The organism is Parasphingorhabdus cellanae, assembly GCF_017498565.1.
GTDB classification, from domain to species: domain Bacteria; phylum Pseudomonadota; class Alphaproteobacteria; order Sphingomonadales; family Sphingomonadaceae; genus Parasphingorhabdus; species Parasphingorhabdus cellanae.
This window is the reverse complement of record NZ_CP071794.1, coordinates 3,644,145-3,661,708: the sequence shown is the minus strand read 5'-3', so window position 1 is coordinate 3,661,708 and position 17,564 is coordinate 3,644,145. Positions and strand designations below refer to the sequence as shown.

General features: G+C 51.9%; 16 protein-coding genes and 1 pseudogene. 3 read left to right on the top strand and 14 right to left on the bottom strand.

Features of this window, described 5'->3' with window-relative positions:
- Positions 1 to 16: 16 nt before the first annotated feature.
- Positions 17 to 1,702, bottom strand: a complete 1,686-nt coding sequence (locus J4G78_RS17530; RefSeq protein ID WP_207987777.1) for a M28 family metallopeptidase — start codon at positions 1,700 to 1,702, stop codon at positions 17 to 19.
- A 148-nt stretch (positions 1,703 to 1,850) separates the two neighbouring features.
- Positions 1,851 to 2,465 (bottom strand): 30S ribosomal protein S4, encoded by a 615-nt coding sequence (gene rpsD / locus J4G78_RS17525; RefSeq protein ID WP_207987776.1) that lies wholly within the window; start codon positions 2,463 to 2,465, stop codon positions 1,851 to 1,853.
- A 549-nt stretch (positions 2,466 to 3,014) separates the two neighbouring features.
- Here rpsD and J4G78_RS17520 point away from each other — a divergent pair.
- Complete coding sequence (locus J4G78_RS17520) at positions 3,015 to 3,329, top strand: chorismate mutase (RefSeq protein ID WP_207987775.1); 315 nt, start codon at positions 3,015 to 3,017, stop codon at positions 3,327 to 3,329.
- A 12-nt stretch (positions 3,330 to 3,341) separates the two neighbouring features.
- Here the strand turns inward: J4G78_RS17520 and J4G78_RS17515 are convergent, their stop codons facing one another.
- The 4 genes from J4G78_RS17515 to rpiB are packed head-to-tail and all read right to left on the bottom strand — an operon-like array spanning position 3,342 to position 6,331.
- Entirely contained in the window at positions 3,342 to 4,073 is a 732-nt protein-coding gene (locus J4G78_RS17515) for an RNA methyltransferase (protein WP_207987774.1), read from the bottom strand.
- Complete coding sequence (gene nrdR / locus J4G78_RS17510; protein ID WP_207987773.1) at positions 4,070 to 4,546, bottom strand: transcriptional regulator NrdR; 477 nt, start codon at positions 4,544 to 4,546, stop codon at positions 4,070 to 4,072. Before nrdR ends, J4G78_RS17515 begins: the two co-directional genes overlap by 4 nt.
- A 15-nt stretch (positions 4,547 to 4,561) precedes the next feature.
- Entirely contained in the window at positions 4,562 to 5,869 is a 1,308-nt protein-coding gene (glyA, locus tag J4G78_RS17505; RefSeq protein WP_207987772.1) for a serine hydroxymethyltransferase, read from the bottom strand.
- Between the two features lie 24 nt (positions 5,870 to 5,893).
- Positions 5,894 to 6,331 (bottom strand): ribose 5-phosphate isomerase B, encoded by a 438-nt coding sequence (rpiB, locus tag J4G78_RS17500; protein ID WP_207987771.1) that lies wholly within the window; start codon positions 6,329 to 6,331, stop codon positions 5,894 to 5,896.
- A 140-nt stretch (positions 6,332 to 6,471) separates the two neighbouring features.
- On the opposite strand from rpiB, the gene J4G78_RS17495 reads away from it, so the two are divergent.
- Entirely contained in the window at positions 6,472 to 7,092 is a 621-nt protein-coding gene (locus J4G78_RS17495; protein ID WP_207987770.1) for a class I SAM-dependent methyltransferase, read from the top strand.
- 2 nt (positions 7,093 to 7,094) lie between these two features.
- Here the strand turns inward: J4G78_RS17495 and J4G78_RS17490 are convergent, their stop codons facing one another.
- From J4G78_RS17490 to ccmC, 7 genes and pseudogenes are all read right to left on the bottom strand, one after another.
- Complete coding sequence (locus J4G78_RS17490) at positions 7,095 to 9,035, bottom strand: potassium transporter Kup (protein ID WP_207987769.1); 1,941 nt, start codon at positions 9,033 to 9,035, stop codon at positions 7,095 to 7,097.
- A 152-nt stretch (positions 9,036 to 9,187) separates the two neighbouring features.
- Complete coding sequence (locus tag J4G78_RS17485) at positions 9,188 to 9,841, bottom strand: tetratricopeptide repeat protein (RefSeq protein WP_207987768.1); 654 nt, start codon at positions 9,839 to 9,841, stop codon at positions 9,188 to 9,190.
- Positions 9,841 to 10,265: pseudogene (locus J4G78_RS17480) on the bottom strand (cytochrome c-type biogenesis protein). The gene J4G78_RS17485 and the pseudogene J4G78_RS17480 overlap by 1 nt, the downstream one beginning before the upstream one ends.
- The gene (locus J4G78_RS17475) at positions 10,262 to 10,789 is read right to left on the bottom strand and encodes a DsbE family thiol:disulfide interchange protein (protein ID WP_207987767.1); all 528 of its coding nucleotides are present in this window, start codon (positions 10,787 to 10,789) and stop codon (positions 10,262 to 10,264) included. Before J4G78_RS17475 ends, J4G78_RS17480 begins: the two are co-directional and overlap by 4 nt.
- Positions 10,786 to 12,723, bottom strand: coding sequence for a heme lyase CcmF/NrfE family subunit (locus tag J4G78_RS17470; protein WP_207987766.1), 1,938 nt, complete (start codon positions 12,721 to 12,723; stop codon positions 10,786 to 10,788). The genes J4G78_RS17475 and J4G78_RS17470 overlap by 4 nt, the downstream gene beginning before the upstream one ends.
- Positions 12,720 to 13,169, bottom strand: coding sequence for a cytochrome c maturation protein CcmE (ccmE, locus tag J4G78_RS17465; RefSeq protein WP_207987765.1), 450 nt, complete (start codon positions 13,167 to 13,169; stop codon positions 12,720 to 12,722). The genes J4G78_RS17470 and ccmE overlap by 4 nt, the downstream gene beginning before the upstream one ends.
- A 124-nt stretch (positions 13,170 to 13,293) precedes the next feature.
- Positions 13,294 to 14,010 carry a heme ABC transporter permease CcmC gene (ccmC, locus tag J4G78_RS17460; RefSeq protein ID WP_207987764.1) on the bottom strand — a complete coding sequence of 239 codons (717 nt, stop codon included), beginning with the start codon at positions 14,008 to 14,010 and terminating at the stop codon, positions 13,294 to 13,296.
- A gap of 246 nt (positions 14,011 to 14,256) precedes the next feature.
- On the opposite strand from ccmC, the gene J4G78_RS17455 reads away from it, so the two are divergent.
- The gene (locus J4G78_RS17455) at positions 14,257 to 16,446 is read left to right on the top strand and encodes a putative bifunctional diguanylate cyclase/phosphodiesterase (RefSeq protein WP_207987763.1); all 2,190 of its coding nucleotides are present in this window, start codon (positions 14,257 to 14,259) and stop codon (positions 16,444 to 16,446) included.
- Between the two features lie 59 nt (positions 16,447 to 16,505).
- On the opposite strand, the gene J4G78_RS17450 is transcribed toward J4G78_RS17455, so the two are convergent.
- Positions 16,506 to 17,555 (bottom strand): Leu/Phe/Val dehydrogenase, encoded by a 1,050-nt coding sequence (locus J4G78_RS17450; protein WP_207987762.1) that lies wholly within the window; start codon positions 17,553 to 17,555, stop codon positions 16,506 to 16,508.
- Between the last annotated feature and the right edge of the window lie 9 nt (positions 17,556 to 17,564).

Sequence of the window (17,564 nt, the reverse complement as noted above, 5' to 3'; positions counted from 1 at the left end):
TCCGAAGCGCTATCGATTAGCTTTCAGCGCGGCTTTTGTCGCGAATATCACGAAATTCATCGCCATCATTCCAGTTCGGCCAATCTTCCGTCATCGCCAGCATCCGTGCGACCGTATAATAGACTTTCAGATCGCTCATGACGCCGTCCCAGTTCCAGTCCGGATTAAATTCGTCCTTTGGCCCGTGGTAACGGTTCTCAGTATAGTCCTGACTGATCGCCTCTCCGGCTGCACGGCCACCATCAACAAGGTCTTCACCGCCTTCGAAATAGATCATCGGCACGCCAAGTTTAGCGAAGCTGAAGTGATCGGAGCGATAGTAAAAGCCTTTTTCCGGTGTCGGTTCGGCTTCGGCAACGCGGCCATCAGCTTGCAGCGCCCCTTCCAGATAGCGATCCAGCTGGGATTTGCCTTTACCAACCACCACAACATTCTTTGCTGCGCCAGCCATGCCAAATGCATCCATATTTACGCCGCCCACCGTTTTGTTGAGTGGATAAACTGGATTTTCTGCATAATATTTGGAACCAAGCAGACCGGATTCTTCTGCTGTTACGGCTAGGAAAATAATGCTGCGATCTGGCGCGCCGGCCTTCATATGCGCTTCGGCGAGAGCAACCAAGGCCGCGGTTCCGGTCGCATTATCGACGGCACCGTTGCAAATATCATCACCATCGGGTGCCGGCTTACAACGGCCGAGATGATCCCAATGCGCGGTATAGAGTACATATTCATCAGGCCGGGTTTTGCCCTTGATCATGCCGATGACATTTTTGCTGTTCATCTTACTAATGTCATTTTCAAAGGACATTGACGCGGTCACGCCTAATGGAACCGCCTTAAAGGCTTTATCTTTAGCAGCTGTCATCATCGCGTCCAGATCCTGACCGGCGCTAGCGAAAATCTTCGCTGCCACATCCTTCTGAACCCAGCCATTGGCTTTTGTTTGATTAGAACCGCCATTTGCTGACTGCGCATAAAATTGCGGCCCGCTCCAACTAGATTCGACAACATTCCAGCCATAAGCAGCAGGAGCAGTGTCATGAATAATCAGTGCGGCGGCCGCACCCTGACGCGCTGCTTCTTCATATTTGTAAGTCCAGCGGCCATAATAGGTCATCGCCCGGCCACCAAATTCGCCTTCGAGGCTTTCTGTTCCGAAATCTGGATCATTTACAAGAATGACGACAGTTTTGCCTTTGACATCAACGCCTTCATAATCGTTCCATTCCCGCTCGGGCGCGTTGATACCGTAGCCTACAAAGACCATTTCGCTGTCTGTGACATCGATCTTCGCCTGTTCCTGATAGGATGTGATCACCATTTCGGGACCATATTGAAAACTCATGTCTCCTGTCCCACCCTTGATGGATAAGTCAGACACATTTTTGGCAGCAATCTCGACAAGCGGCACATCCTGAAACCAACTGTCGCCATTGCCCGGTTCTATGCCTGCTTCGGCAAATTCTTTGGTGAGCAACGCGAGGGTTTTTTCCTCGCCAACGGTTCCAGGAGCACGGCCCTCATAAGAGTCGAGAGACAGCTCTTTCGTAATGTCCCGCATCGTATCCAGCGACAATTCCGGCGCAGCAACTTCTGGTAACGCCGCAAGATTTTCTGCATTATTTGCGTCATCTACTTTTACGCAACTAGCAAGTGCCAACGCCGGTATCAGCGCAAGTGAGAGCCATTTCTTTTGCATTCCAGATCCTCATCCAAATTTAATCATCAAACTGATTTCTATTTTCGTTACTGGCAGTGTCCTTAATCTGGCGCAAGCCTTTGCCAATGCCACAAATAAAAAAGGCGGTCTCGAAAGACCGCCTTTTTGAAATGTTCTGTTAAGTCAATTAGCGTGAGTAAAACTCGACGACTAGGTTGGGTTCCATTGTCACCGGATAAGGCACTTCGTCCAGCGTCGGTACGCGAACATAGGTGACTTTATCGGTGCCATCTGGCGTGACATATTCTGGAATGTCGCGCTCTGGAAGGCTCTGTGCTTCGATAACCAGCAGCATTTCTTTGGCCTTGTCGCTCAGCGATACGATATCGCCAGGCTGCACTTTGCGCGAAGCAACGTTACATTTTACGCCGTTCACACGAATATGACCGTGGCTGACGAGCTGACGGGCCGCAAAAATCGTCGGTGTGAATTTGGCGCGGTAAACGACCATATCCAGACGCTGCTCCAGCAAACCGATCAGGTTCTGGCTGGTATCGCCTTTCATGCTCGATGCTTCTTTATAAGCGCGCTTAAATTGCTTTTCGGTCACGTCGCCATAATAGCCTTTCAGCTTCTGCTTGGCGCGCAGTTGAATGCCGTAGTCGGAAAGCTTGCCTTTGCGGCGTTGACCGTGCTGGCCGGGACCATAGTCGCGGCGATTGACAGGTGATTTGGGGCGGCCCCAAATATTTTCGCCCATACGGCGGTCAAGTTTATATTTCGAGCTGGTACGCTTCGTCATTGGATGACTCCTAATTTGCTGTTTCAATTCGTCCCGGAATGCACCGAAAATCCGCTTGGATTAACGCGGCTACCGCTTCACCGGGGTGCGGAGCCAATTGCAAGTCGCGGCCTATGACGAGATTATGCATCTCTGTCAAGCACACTCCAAGGCCACAAATCAGATAAAATGACCACGACAATATTTCCAGTCAGAATGGTCTCAATTACTATTCTGTGTGCCGCGACTATAATTGGATTGGTTCTGCAGCTGCTGACCGTTTGATCGCCTTATATCCGCCCACTCTCTTTTTGTCCGGCAGATACGCTCCGGAATACGCGATCCGACCCTCTGAACCGAACGACAAACAACCTTATCTTCATCAACTGATTGTTTTTCAGTAGAAATATTAGACACTTCTCCAGCAAAGGCGATCGATATGATTAATGAAAGCACAGTAATTCCTCAGTAATAAGAACCCACTTTACTTTAACAGGTATAAAAAAAAATTCTAGATGAAAACTTATCCTGCACTCGACAATTGGTCCGCGCTCAACTAACGCCGCGATTATGCCTTACTCCAAAGATTCTATCGCCAAAATTCGAGAAATGTCCGAACTTCGTGACACGATCGATCGACTCGATTCCGATCTCATCGCATTGCTCAAACTCCGGTTTCAATGCATGAATGCAGCTGCAAGGATAAAATCTGAAAAGTCCGCAGTACGCGATGAAAAGCGGAAAGCCGAAGTTCTCGAGAATGTGAAACAGCTTGCTAGCGCCGCCGGTATTCCGGTTCCGACCATGGCTGCGATTTGGGAAATGCTGATAGAAACATCGATCAGCTATGAGTTGGAAAAATGGGATCAAATAAGAGGCAGCTAGGCGCCGCGACATTCATTTTTTGACAAACGGCTTCTCCAGAGAGCTGATCACCCCTCGCCATGTCTGAACTTCTTCATTCGTCCATGCGGGCTTTGTAATCATATTGCGCAGCGTTACCTTGGTTGCTGGTGCACGGTCCGGTGGAAAGAAATAGCCGGTCCCCTCTAACGCGCGCTCCAAATGCTCGTAAAAGCGATCGAGTTCGATTTGCGGGGCCGGTTCCTTCTTTTTCTTGTCGACCGTCGGCTGTACGGTCCCGATAGTATCCATCTTGGACAGTTCGTAAGCCACTAATATAACGGCCTGGGCAAGATTCAGGGACCCGAATTTCGGATTGATTGGTACCGTAATGATCTTGCGTGACAGCTCAACATCGACCACTTCAAGACCGGATCGTTCAGGACCAAATAATATCGCGCATTTTCCACTAGCTGACCCCATATCATCGGCGGCTTCGGCGGGTGTCAACACCTCTTTGGTCATCCCGCGCTTGCGTACGGTTGTCGCATAAACATGCGAACAATCCGCGACCGCCTCTGCTGTGGTTGCAAAGACCTGCGCTTCTTCCAACACGCTATCGGCACCTGCCGCCGTCGGACCAGCGGAAGGATTGGGCCAACCGTCACGAGGATCAACGATCCGCATCTCGGTCAAACCGAAATTTAACATTGCCCGCGCCGCCTTGCCGATATTCTCGCCAAGTTGTGGTTTGACCAAAACAATTATCGGTTTTCCAGTGCTCATTTCTCACTGGTGTCGGTAATCGCAACATCCTTTACGCTACCGGCGAATTCTTCGAAATCCTTCGCCTCGGTAAAGTCTTTATAGACTGATGCGAACCGAATATAGGCTACGCTATCGAGCCCCTTCAGGCCGTCCATAACCATCTCGCCAATACGTTTCGAGGGAATTTCATTCTCCCCGCTGGTTTCCAACTGACGTTGGATACCCGACACGAGTTGATCCATTTGCTCCTGAGCGATGCCTCTTTTCCGGCAAGCCAGCGAAACTGACAGATCAATTTTGGATCGATCAAATGTCTCCCGCCGATCCTCGCTTTTCACTACTGTAATTTCGCGAAGCTGAATCCGCTCAAAAGTTGTGAACCGGGCACCACAACCTTCACATTGCCGTCGCCGCCGGATGGTGGTCCCATCCTCGGTTGGCCGACTGTCTTTTACTTGGCTGTCATCAAAGGCGCAAAAGGGGCAACGCATAAGGGGTTCGTTCGCTTATTCTGGATAAATCGGGAAACGGCCGCAAAGCGCTTCAACCCGCTCACGGACATTGGCTTCAACCGCGGGATCACCGCCCTCCCCTTTTTCGCGCAGGCCATCCAGAACGTCCGCGATCATATCACCGATCATCTGGAATTCGGCCGGGCCAAATCCCCGTGTCGTGCCCGCTGGTGAACCGACACGAATGCCGCTCGTTTTCATAGGTGGTTGCGGATCATTGGGGATACTATTTTTGTTGCAGGTAATGCCCGCGCGTTCGAGGGCTTCATCCGCGTCGCGCCCGGTAATACCAAGCGGCGAAAGGTCGATAAGCGCCAAATGGGTATCTGTTCCGCCAGCCACGAGATTTGCTCCGCGTTCTTTGAGGCGAGCGGCCAATATTTTTGCATTTTCGATAACAGCAGCAGAATAGCTCGCAAATTCAGGTCGCAGCGCTTCGCCAAAAGCCACGGCTTTTGCTGCGATAACGTGCATCAACGGACCGCCTTGAAGGCCCGGAAAAACAGCGGAGTTAATCTTCTTCGCTATAGCCTCATCATTGGTCAGCACCATACCGCCACGTGGACCGCGCAAGGTTTTGTGCGTCGTAGTCGTCACCACATCAGCATGATCGAGCGGGCTCGGATGATAACCAGCAGCGACCAAGCCAGCGAAATGCGCCATATCGACCATGAAAATCGCGCCGACTGAATCAGCAATTTCACGGAACTTGGCAAAATCTATCTGGCGTGGATAGGCAGAGCCACCGGCGATGATTAGTTTGGGCTGATGTTCTTTGGCCAGCGCCGCGACCTCTTCATAATTGATCAAATGATCGTCATCGTTCACGCCATATTGAACCGCGTTAAACCATTTGCCCGATTGTGCCGGCTTCGCACCGTGGGTCAAATGCCCACCAGCGTCGAGAGACATACCGAGGATCGTGTCGCCCGGTTTGGTCAGCGCCAGCATTACCGCGCCATTGGCCTGAGCGCCTGAATGGGGTTGGACGTTGGCAAATCCGCAATTAAATAACTTTTTTGCGCGTTCAATCGCCAGAGTTTCAACGTCATCGGAAGGCGCGCACCCTTGGTAATAACGGCGACCGGGATAGCCTTCGGCATATTTGTTGGTGAAAACCGAACCTTGCGCCTGCAGCACTGCCCTGGACACAATATTTTCAGACGCGATCAGCTCAATCTGGTTTTGCTGACGCGACATCTCCGCATTGATGGCATCAGCAATCGCTGGATCACTCTCATCAACCGAGAAATCGAAAAATCCGGTAGGGCGGATATCCTGTATATCTGCGACATTACTCATGATGGTGCTCCTTCGGTGTGCTATTCAGTTTTTGGGGGCAGAGAGTTTATCAACACGGCGTTGATGCCGGTCTCCGCCAAATTCAGTGTTCAAGAAATTATCGAGGCAGTCTTTGGCAATCTCGATCCCAACCAATCGCGCGCCCATCGCGATGACATTCGCGTCATTATGCTCGCGGGACAGTTTCGCCGAAAGGCCTTCCGATACCAGAGCGCACCGACAAGCCGGGTTCCGATTGACCGCCATGGATATGCCGATACCGGAGCCGCAAAGTGCTACGCCGCGCTCGGCATCGCCAGATGCAACAGCATAGGCGAGCTTATAACCATAGTCAGGATAATCCACACTATCAGTCGTCATGGGACCCAGGTCATTTACCTCATGCCCAGCCTCAATGAGCCACTCCACTAAAGCGGCTTTCATTTCTATTGCTGCGTGATCAGAAGCAATGGCTATACGCATGGGCTTTGTCCTCAATATCCAGACAAGAATCGAATGCCCGCTATCTAGTGCACGATATGATTGTGCGCCACCAAATATTGCGCTTTCTTAAGATAAATTTACGATGGACAAATGCAGGGCTTCACAAGAAACTGTTACCCATGAAAAACAAAATTGTCAGCGGTACGGAAGGCTATGCGAGCCAAGCCTCATTTCTTTTGGAGCAATATGAGAATTTCTCGTTTGAAGAAAGTTATCCGGAAGCAATCGATTATTTCCCTGAAAAGCCCTGCAAAATATTGGATATTGGTTCGGGTACAGGAAGAGATGCCGCGTGGTTCGATAAGAAGGGGCATGAGGTCCTCGCCGCCGAACCGACGAAAGAGTTGCGTGAGGGCGCTATTCATTTGCACCCCTCGCCAACTATTAGATGGGTAGATGATAGCTTACCTGATCTAGAAAAAGTGAGACATTTGCACGAGCGGTTCGATTTCATATTGATGAATGCTGTTTGGATGCATCTGGACAAAGGTCAGAGGGAGGAAGCGATGAGTGCCGTCGCTCCTTTGCTCAGCCAAGCTGCCCGTCTCTTTATCTCACTAAGGCATGGCCCTGTCCCCCGAGGCAGAAGGATGTTTGCCGTTTCGGCTGAAGAGACCATAGAATTGGCATCGCGACATAAGCTTGTTGCACTTTATAACGGTCGATCTCAATCCATTCTACCCAACAATAAAGCCGCAGGTATTTGGTGGACAAAACTGATATTTGAACGTGAGGCCTAGCGTCAGATTTCCATCTGGCTACCAAGCTCAACCACACGGTTGCTCGGAAGCTTGAAAAACTCCATTGCGGTGGCGGCGTTGCGCAGCATCCATGCAAAGATTTTTTCTCGCCAAATCATCATTTTCGGCTTTTCTGATGGCAGCAATGTTTGTCGCGACAAGAAGAAGCTCGTCGTCATCATGTCAAAGTCCATGCCGCATTCCTTGACCTTTTTAAGGGCCGCCGGAACATCCGTTTCCTGCATGAAGCCATAGTTTAGGATCAGACGATAGAAGCCATCGCCGAGATCCTTGACCTCAATCCGGTCTTCCATTTCGACATAAGGTACGTCTTCGATATTCACGGTGAGCACGACGACGCGTTCGTGAATAATCTTGTTATGCTTAATATTGTGCAGTAACGCCGACGGCACGCCGACGGAGTTAGACGCCATGAAAATCGCGGTTCCCGGCACACGGGTTGCGCTGTTCTTGGCAGACTTGGTGAAAATTTCGATGGGCATGGCCGCCTCCGCCATATTTTCACGCATGATCTTGCGACCCTTGGCCCAAGTGGTCAGCAGCAGGAAGGCGAAGCCGCCAACCATAAGCGGGAACCAGCCGCCTTGCGGAACCTTGGTGAGGTTTGCCGCAAAATAAGCCCCATCAACGATGAAAAACAATGCCAGCAGCGGAACCGCATACCACCATTTCCATTTCCACATGGTGAAAACTAAGACGGCAAGCAAACAAGTATCGATCAGCATCGCGCCGGTAACCGCAATACCATAAGCCGATGCGAGACTACTCGAACTTTGGAAGGTCAGAACGAGGATCAGCACAGCAATCATGATCGTCCAGTTGATCACTGGAATATAGATCTGCCCTGCTTCCGATGCACTGGTATGCTTGACCGTCAACCGCGGAATGAAGCCCAGCTGGATAGCCTGATGGGTGACCGAAAACGCGCCAGATATCACCGCTTGGCTGGCAATGAATGTTGCCATCGTGGCAAGGATCACCAGCGGCAAGCGCAACATTTCAGGAGCGAGCAAGAAAAACGGGTTCTGGATCGCAGCGGCTGCGCTGGCGTCATCCATGCCGATGATCATCGCACCTTGGCCGAAATAATTGCAAAGCAAGGCTGGCATAACGAATCCAAACCAGGCGATGCGCATTGGCTTGCGGCCAAAATGGCCCATATCCGCAAACAACGCCGCTGAACCTGTTACCGCTAACACAACGGAACCCAAGGCGAGAAAAGCCTTAAAGCCGTCGATCAGGAAGAATTGCAAAGCATACCAAGGGTTAAGCGCCAGCAAGATTTCCGGTGTCTGAAATATCTGGGTCAGTCCCAATATCGCTATGACCACAAAATAAACAAACATGATGGGCGCAAATAATGCTCCGATTTTGGCGGTTCCACGAGATTGAATCATGAACAGAAAGACCAGTAATCCGACGGCTATGGGAATAACCATAGGCTGCAGGCCGCTGTTTACGACCGTCAGACCTTCGACGGCTGATAAAACCGATATGGCCGGCGTAATCATGCTGTCGCCATAGAATAGCGAGGTCGCAAAAACGCCCAATAATATAGCCACCCAGCCAAATTTTGATCGTCTTAACGCTCCAGATAGCAAAGCAACAACGGCCAGACTGCCGCCCTGCCCCTTGTTATCCGCGCGCATCAATATGGTCACATATTGGATCGCTACTACCAACGTCATCGACCAGAAAATCAGGCTCACTACGCCTAGGACATGGAGCTTATCCAGCTCTAGCGGATGGGCGCCAACGAATGTTTCGCGAAAGGCGTAGAGCGGGCTTGTTCCGATGTCCCCAAACACAATACCGATCGCTCCAGCGGCCAATTTTGCGATGGCGCTTCCCTCTTGGCGTGAGCCATGAGGTTGGATGACGCGATTGCGTTTCCGTTTCGGTTGTGACGTCGATTCAGACATTGGTTGCCGTGTTGGCGGTCCCCTGATTGGGTCGAAATGGGTGCGCAAGCCCCGCGCCTCCATCCTGACAAGCGCGCGCGACTAGCATGGGCCTCTATAGCACGCAACAAGACCAACAGATATGCCCATCAACTAGCTGATAATGCTATATTTTAGTTGTCGGCAGCTGGACTATCCGAGGTTGGAAGCGATGGTTGCATTTGTTCCATGGTGGCCAAACGCGACTCGAGATCCTTGCGCCAAGGTGCATCTTCGGAGCTGCGCTCCAGTAATTCGGTCCAAACTGCGCGTGCCTGATCGATCTTGCCGGATTGCGCATAAGCCATGCCGAGAAAAAACGGCGGACCGGGATGTTCGGGCGAAATATCAGCAGCCTTCTGAAACGCAAATTGCGCGGCCGGAGTGATCACTCCGTCGGCATGGACAACCAGGGCATTGCCTAACCCAACCCATAGATCGGGATTGTTCGGGTATTCTTTGACGCCGTTTCGCAAATAATTGGCTGCGGCGCCATGCTTACCCCTGCGGTTCAGGGCGTCGGAAAATACCAACCATTGTCGCGCCGTACCGAATCGTTCGCCCATTTCTTGACGGGATTCGATATTCCGCTCATCAAAGCTATTCGCTTTTTCGGTCGGCTCGACAGATACACCAGCCATTCCGGGATTGGCCTGCCAAGCATAACCTGCAACCCCGAACAGAAGCGCCGCGCCGGTCAGTTCGTAGGCAGTCCGCGGCAGCTTACCCAAAAAGACAAGCACGCCAAAAAGCAGGAGCACCATGACCAGCAATATGATCCAACCCATCAGCTTGCGTCCTTTTTGTCGGTTTTTCGCCGACGGAAGAGCCCGCGCGCCAGCAATGTAGCAACAATCAACAGCACAATAGGCGCAATCCACAGCGGTCCTGTCACGGCATTGACCGGTGGGTTATAAGTCACCCAGTCGCCATAGCGCTCAATCAACCAGCTGCGAACCTCTTCGGGGTTGCGCCAGCGGCAATGCGCTCCCGCACCTGACTGCGCATATCGCCTGCCATCGGGGCATCACTATCGGCAATCGACTGGCTCTGACATTTCAGGCAGCGCAGTTCCTCCATTAAGGAACGCGCTTTTTCCTCTTGAACGGGATCATCCAGCTGCTGATGCGCATAAGGAGAAGCCGGCAGCGCATTTTGGGCCGCAACAGGAGCTGACACTAAAAATGCCAGCAGAACGAAAAATCTGATCATCCGGCGTTCTCCAGTATCTCCAGCAGTTCCGGAACGTCTTCCTTGCGGATATCACCAACATGCTGGTGTACAATTATACCGTTGCCGTCGATTACAAATGTTTCCGGGACACCGGATGAGCCAAGCTCTAATTGCACGACGCTGCGCACATCCGTTCCGATACGGACATAAGGATTACCCCAACGGTTGAGAAAGTTCGCAATGTCCTGCGGCGTGTCGCGGCTGGCAATACCGTTAATCTGTACACCTGCCCGTTCAAGCTCCAGCAATTGCGGGGCTTCGGCAATACAAGGCACACACCAGCTTGCAAAAATATTGAGCAATTGTGGCTTCCCGGTCGCAAGATCGGCCACTGACAATGCGGGCCGCTGTTCAACCGCAGCTGGTAGGGAAAATTCCGGGATCGGTTTTCCGATCATTTTCGATTCGATTATGTTATCCTTCGGGCGGATTAAGCCCGCTGCCACTACCGCGAAGAATATACCGAATACAACAAGAGGAACCCAGAGCAGCCAACGGTTCATATCATCGCCTCAGCATAGGCACGTTGTTTTTTCTGGCGCCCTGCACGACGCAGTCGGCCGATCATCGCCAGCAGACCACCCAAAGCAATAAGCACACCACCATACCAGATGAGCGTCACAAAAGGCTTCCACCAAATGCGCAACTGCCAGCGACCTTGATCGTCGCTATCACCGAGCACCACATAGAGTTGCCCGTTCCAGCGGGTCAGCAAGGCGGCTTCACTCGTCTGCATTTGAGCGGATGCAAACATCCGGTTTTGTGGGGCAATCTCGTGGATTGCTTCATTCTCATATTGCGCCGTTACGCGTGCTTCCAGCGCTGTCCAGTTAGGACCAGCCACCGGCTCAATCGCCTCGAATTTGATCTTCCATTTGTTGACCATGATTTCATCGCCCGGCGTTGCGGCGACCAATTTTTCTTCGGTAAAGCTGGTTTCTGATGCCATCCCGACCAACGCAACGGCAATGCCGAAATGGGCGATAATCATGCCATAAGTATGCATAGGTGTGCGCCGCAAATTGCGTTTCCATAACGGTGCAAAACTTGCCACCGCGATCCCAGCCGCGAGCGCGAGGCCGAGCAAGGACAAGACCGACATTGACGTGGTAAACAAGACCAATGCGAACAAGGCCGCAGCGGTCAAAAAGACCGGGATAGAAATACGGTTCATCAAGGCTTTCGCGCTATCACGCCGCCAGCGCAGCAAGGGGCCTGCCGCCATGATGGCCACTAAGATCAATGCGATTGGGCCTGTGGCGAGATTGAAATAAGGCGGACCGACCGAAATCATTTCGTCGCTCATGCCTTCGACAAACAATGGGTATAGTGTGCCGATAAAAACGATACCCAATATCGCAGATAGTAGCAGATTGTTGGCTACCAGCGCCCCTTCCCGGCTAACCGGTTCAAACTGGGAGCCTTCTTTGACCGAGCCAACGCGGAGTGCAAACAAAGCCATGGCGCCGCCGATATAGAGGGCAAGTAAGGCGAGAATGAAACTGCCGCGCTCGGGATCGACCGCGAACGCATGAACACTGGTGAGAACGCCGGATCGAACCAGGAAAGTACCGATCATCGACATCGAAAAAGCAACAACCGCAAGCATAAGGGTCCAGGCCCGCAAACCATCGCGGGTAGCCAAAACCGTGACTGAATGAAGTAAAGCGGTAGCGGCAAGCCACGGCATCAGCGAAGCATTTTCGACAGGGTCCCAGAACCACCAGCCGCCCCAGCCAAGCTCGTAATAGGCCCAATAACTGCCAGCCGTAATACCCAGCGTCAGGAACACCCATGCGCCAAGTACCCAAGGTCGCATGGCTTTGGCAAATTCCGGCCCGACATCGCGGGTGATCATCGCGCCCACCGCAAAAGAAAAGGCGATAGATAATCCAACATAGCCGACGTAAAGCGTCGGTGGATGCAGAGCGAGGCCAATATCCTGCAGCAGCGGGTTAAGCCCCTGCCCATCCGCCGGAACCGGGAAAATTCGCTCGAACGGATTGGATGCGATCAACAAATAAGCATAGAAACCTATGCTAATAAACGCTTGAGCACCCAAGGTTGCCACTAGCGTCTTCGTTTTCAGATTACGTTCAAAAATACCGATACAGGCGCCCGCAACGCCCATGATTGCAATCCATAGCAGCATGGACCCTTCATGATTGCCCCATGCACCTGAAATCTTGTAGATCAGCGGCTTGATCGCCACGCTATTGGCGACCACGAGCTTCACTGACATGTCAGAACGCACGAATAGCCAAACCAGCAGAAGAAAGGATAAAGCGACCAGCACGCCCTGGGCAATGGCCACGGGACGGATCGCCGTGAAAAATTCTTCTTGGCCTTTTACCAGACCGATGGCACAAATTGCAAATTGCAAAAATGCCATGCTGGCGGCGAGCCAGAGTGCAATAAGACCTGCTTCTGCAATCATTCGACTAGCGTATCCGTTTTCGTCATATTGCCAGTCATATCAATGCCTTCCAGCTCTCGCGGAACGTAATTCTCGTCATGTTTGGCAAGCAGGCTATCGGCGACGAACAGACCGGCACTGTTCAATTTACCATCAGCAACAACACCCGAGCCTTCAACGAAAAGATCAGGCGTGATACCCTTATAGGTCACGGCTTGACGTGCAGTGCCGTCTTGAACGATAAAGTTGACTGTCACCCCGTCCGCCTCTTGTTTTATCGAACCTTGTTCGACCATTCCGCCCAAGCGGATCGCTTGCCCAACCTCGGGTTTTTTCGCAACAATGTCTGCTGGTGTATAGAAATAGTTAGCCCGATCTTGTAGCGCGAAAGCAGCGAGCAAGCCTGCCCCAACCAGCGCGACCAGCGCTAATACCGCCAGTGTCAGTCTTTGATGTTTCGCCTTCATTTGCGTTTACTCAATTGTTTTGCCTTTGCTTCAGACTTGCGCATAGCAGCATAGCTTCCCGCGATAACAATAGCGGTACCGAGCAGCACTATCGCATATGAAGCGATCACAAAAGGCCAATGGTTCATTCTGCCGCCATCCGTCGCAGCCGCGCCTCGACTTTGGTTTCTGCCAAAATCGCGCGCATACGCATCAGAACGATTGCCCCGAACAACAGGCTGAATCCAATGACATTTACCATCAGCGGCCATAGAAAGGCGCTATCAATAGATGATCCACCTACCGTAATACTGGCCGGTTGATGCAGGCTGTTCCACCACACGACCGAGCGATTGATAATCGGAATATTAATCGCACCCACAATACCGAAAATCGCAGTTACCCGCGATACTCCGCCTTTTTCGCTGCTGGCATTTGCGAGTGCGATATAGGCAAGGTAAAGGAAAAACAGCACCAGCACTGATGTAACGCGGCCGTCCCAGACCCACCAAGTGCCCCAAGTAGGGCGCGCCCAGATTGATCCAGTAACCAGGCCCAGGGCGGTAAACAAAGCGCCAGGGATGGCGACCGCGCGCGCAGCCACTGCTGCCAAAGGGTGCCGCCACGCAATTTGTACAATGCTGGCAATCGCAATCGATGTCCAACCGCCCATAGCCAGCCAAACAGTCGGAACATGAATATAAAGAATCCGAACACTATCGCCCATTAACCGGTCGGCAGGCGCATATAATAGCCCGTACCCAGAACCAACGGCGATTAATATCAGGCCGACGATCAAAAACCACAGCGTTAACGGCCTGGCAAGCGACAGAAAGCGGGTAGGATTTGCGTAAGCATGCATTTAAAAAACGGTGGTTGCCTCTAGCTACTGTGCGACCAGCAAAATCTGGTTTTTTGATGGCAGAACTGGCGCAAAGCGACAAGTGTTTTTCTGGACAGGTTGTAATCCAGCTGTGGAACTAGAGCAGCCGCCTGCCGACACAAAGTTAAATAACTGCCGTTAGCGCTATCGTAACCATGCTGCGATAGACCTTAAAGCTCAAGATCAGAATTAATTCTTCAGTGGGGCTGAGGTTAAAGAATATTTATGGCGGTAAAAGGTTTATTGAAGGCGTTTTCCAATAGTTCATCGGACGAATCTGTAGCCGCTATTTCGTCCAACAACCAAGCAACGCGCTTGGAAGTTCTGGATGATTTTGAGCAAGCCGGGATAAATTGGCTGTGGGCTACCGATGCCGAGGGCCGGTTCGTATATCTTTCTGAGAAAGCGGCAGAAAACCTAAAAATTCCGGTTAGTGAAATACTTACTCAACCCTTTACATCGCTATTTGAAAATGATCCCGACAATCCGGACGAAAAGTCGGATCGTCCGCTGCATTACCAGCTCAGTAAACGCAGCAAGCTTCGTGATCTGGTGGTTCGCCGCATACCCATAACATTAAACCGGGAAGATCGCCCGACATGGTGGATGATTTCAGCGCATCCGAAATTTGACGATTCCGGTAATTTCCAGGGCTATCGGGGTAATGCCAAAGATGTGACCGTCGAGTATCAACGCAAACTGGAAGACTCCCGTCTCGCTGAATTCGATTCGCTCACCGGACTGGCCAATCGCCACCGTATGGATAATCAGCTGAACGGAATTCTTGGCGCCTTCAAAGCAGCGGGACGTAGTTGTGCCGTTATGATGCTTGACCTTGACCGTTTCAAACAGGTCAATGATACAATGGGCCATCCGGCCGGTGACGAGTTGCTGAAGCAGGTTGCAACGCGAATTCGCAAAATAATCGGTGACCGCGGCGAAATCGGGCGGCTTGGTGGTGATGAGTTTCAGGTCATTCTACCGGATCTGGACGATCGCGGGAAACTGGGCGAAATTGCCGAGAAAATCGTCAAGATTGTTTCTCAACCCTATCCCATTGACGAAAAAAGTGCCGTCATTGGCACGTCTATCGGGGTCGCTGTTGCCCCCTATGATGGTGTAGAAAAGGATGAGTTGGTTCGCAGTTCAGATCTCGCCCTGTATTCGGCTAAAAATTCGGGACGGGGACAATTCCGCTTTTATTCTGCGGATTTGAAGGACGAAGAGGAAGAACGCCGCTTGCTCGTCGAGGACCTGCGCGATGCGCTGGACAATGATCAGCTAGAACTTCACTATCAACCTGTCGTCCGCACGAACGATCATATGGTGGTCGGATTTGAAGGGCTAATGCGTTGGGTCCATCCTGAACGGGGTGCTGTGAGTCCTGGTGTATTCATCCCGATTGCGGAAGAGCTCAATCTGATCAATCAACTTGGGGAATGGGCACTACGCAAGGCCTGTACCGATGCTTTGCAATGGCCACACTCGGTCCGCATTGCAGTCAATGTGTCGGCTGTGCAATTTGCGAATAGCGGTTTTCCCGAAATTGTTATGAACGCCCTTGCCGCCAGCGGCCTGAATCCTGAACGACTGGAGCTTGAGCTGACCGAGAGCGTGTTCATGGGCGACAGCGAAACCATCGATAACACCTTCAAGATTTTGAAAGAGCTCGGCGTCCGATTGGCTCTGGACGATTTTGGTACCGGCTATTCGTCTTTGAGCTATCTACGGTCCGCTCCGTTTGACAAGATCAAAGTCGATAAGAGCTTTGTTGATTCTTGTACGCAACAGGACAAAAATAGCGCCAAGATCATTGCCGCGATTGTCAGTTTGTCGGAAGCACTAGGCATGGAAACAACGGTGGAAGGCGTCGAAGCCTTTGATCAGTTTAAGCTCGTTTGCTCCAAGGGGGCTCGTTACATTCAAGGCTGGATCTATTCGAAGGCCCTGAGGCTCGACGAAATCGAGGAAAAACTCGGGACGGGTGAATTCCGTATTGAGCCCGATGGGCCTGATCTATATCGACCAGATCGCCGCACCGTATTTCGCCGTATCGGCGCTATTCATGAAGATCATCGCTATGATGTTGTTATGCGCGATCTCTCCAAAACAGGTGCCCGTTTCGAGGGCATGCTTGGGGTTCCCGTGGGAACGCAGCTAGTTCTTGACCTTGGCGGAGGGCAACTCGTAATCAGCACTGTCATAAGAGCGAAAGAAGCAATCGTCGCAACCGAGTTTGAAACGCCTTTGGTTAGTGACGGAGCCGGTGGATTATGCACCCGTCACCGTGTTTCACCCTATGACCTTGCCGCCGCTGGAATGCCGCTGGCGGCTCTACCGCCGGGTAACTACCCACTGGCGCAAAGTGCTGCTGATCAGGCCAGCAAACCAAAATTCATGCAAGTGGCGATCTAGATGTTTTGGCGTGAAGCACCAAACAGAGGATATGCTTAGTTTGGAAGAATATTAATGGCTCAACGGCCGATAAGCGCCTGCGCCATATTATCAGCAACTTCGGCTGACGGCAGTTTGCTCGACGCGCTTTCTTGCCAGATTTCTGTGAGCCGCGCAGGAATATTCTCTACCCGCCGATTGACTTCATTGACGTCACTATCACCCAGATATTCGAGTCCGACACTGATAATGCCGCCCGAGTTAATCACATAGTCTGGAGCAAACAGAATGTTGCGGTCAAAAATCCGCTGACCGTCTTCCGGCGTAGCGAGTTGATTATTTGCGCCGCCGGCAACGATCGGCACATTGAGATGGGCAATAGAGACTTTGTCCAGAACTGCGCCTAAAGCATTGGGGCTAAACACATCTGCTTCCAAACGCATCACGTCGTTAAGACCAACAACGGTCGCCCCCAATTCTGATGCCAAATTGGTCGCATGGTCCTTGTTGATGTCCGCGATGCTGAGGCGAGCGCCATCTTTAGCGAGCAACCGCGCCAATCCGCCGCCGACACTGCCCACACCCTGAATAGCGACATGGACATCTTCCATGCTGTCGCGCCCCAATTTATGTTTCACGGCGGCTTTGACACCAAGATAGACGCCCATTGCAGTAAACGGTCCGGGGTCGCCGCCAGCATCACTTTGATCACTGACCGGAAGGCCGGAAACAAATTTGGTCTGTTTGGAAACAGCGACCATATCGGCCGTGCTGATGCCAACGTCTTCTGCCGTCACGTAACGCCCGGCAAGCGAATCAATCATACGCCCAAAAGCGGTCAGCATTTCAGGAGATTTCGTCCGGTTGCGGTCCGCCAATATAACAGCCTTGCCGCCACCCAATGGTAGCCCGGCCATGGCATTCTTGAAACTCATGCCGCGGGACAAACGCAGCGCGTCAGTCACAGCCGTCGTGCGGTTCTCATAGTGCCAGAATCTTGTACCGCCTGCACCGGGACCCAAATGAGTAGAATGCAGGGCGATTATTGCGCTGAGACCGGTTTCGACATCGTGAAAAAAATGTACCGCTTCATGGCCATCAAAATCTGGCAGATCCCACATTACCGACATTTGGAAAAA